Source organism: Actinocorallia lasiicapitis, from assembly GCF_054778695.1.
Genome location: NZ_BAAGZI010000783.1, coordinates 1 through 1,018, shown reverse-complemented (window position 1 = coordinate 1,018; position 1,018 = coordinate 1). Strand labels below are relative to the sequence as shown.

The window sequence follows — 1,018 nt, the reverse complement described above, 5'->3', positions numbered from 1 at the left end:
CGGCCGACGCCCGCACGGCGCTCCGGCTGGTCGGCGCGTCCGGCTGGTACTGGTGGCTGACCGGCCACAAGGCCGAAGGCGCCGAACTGACCGCCGCCGCCCTCGCCCTGGCCGGCCCCGACGGCGCCGATGAGGAGCTGCTCGTCGTCGCCTACGCGGTGGCCGTCCTGTTCGCGACGGGCGGGCTCGGCGACGAGCGGGCCATCGAAGGGCTGCTGCGGACGTCGCTGGAGCTCGCCGAACGGACCGGCTCCCGCAACCCGCTCGTCCGCTACCTCCAGCCGCTCGCCCTGTTCCTGGCCGCCGACAAGGTCGCGGCGATGGAGGCGATGGACTGGCCGCTGGCCGACGAGGACCCGTGGGTCCGCGCGCAGCTCCGGCTGAACCGCGGCCGCACCCTGATCAACTTCGGTGGTGCGCACGCCGAGGCCGAAGCCGACATCAGGGCGGCGCTCGCCGAGTTCGAGCGGCTCGGCGAACGGTGGGGGCTGTCGTTCGCGCTGACCGTGCTCGCCGACCTGGTCGCCCAGCACGGCGATCTGACGGCGGCGCTCGGCCATTTCGACCGGGCGATCGTGGCCGTCACCGAACTGGGGCTCCGCGAGGACGTCCTGTACATGCGGGCGAAGACCGCGCAGCTCCGCGGGCTGCTCGGCGACCAGGCGGGCGGCGCGGCGGCGATGGCCGAGGCCGAACGGGACGCCGCGCGGGTCGGCTGGCCCGACGCGATCGCCTCGATGGCGCAGATCAAAGCCGATCTGGCCCGCTGGTCGGGCGAGCTGGACGTCGCGCGCGCCGAGCTGGCCAGGGCCGAGGACGCGGTGCGCGGCATCACCGTCCACCCGATCTTCCGGGCGATGATCCTCGACTCCCGGGCCCATCTGGACGTCGCCGCCGGTGATCCCACGGCGGCGCTGGCCCGCCGGGCCGAGGCGTTCGAGCTGGCGTTCGGCACCCGGCACGCGCCGGTCGTCGCGCATGTGCTGGTGGGCCTCGCCGACCAGGCGCTGGTCCAGGG

The 1,018-nt window shown here is 75.1% G+C and carries 1 pseudogene; it reads left to right on the top strand.

The features are described from left to right. Positions 1-1,018 (top strand): annotated as a pseudogene (locus tag ACYVE7_RS34590) (AfsR/SARP family transcriptional regulator); the annotation flags it as partial.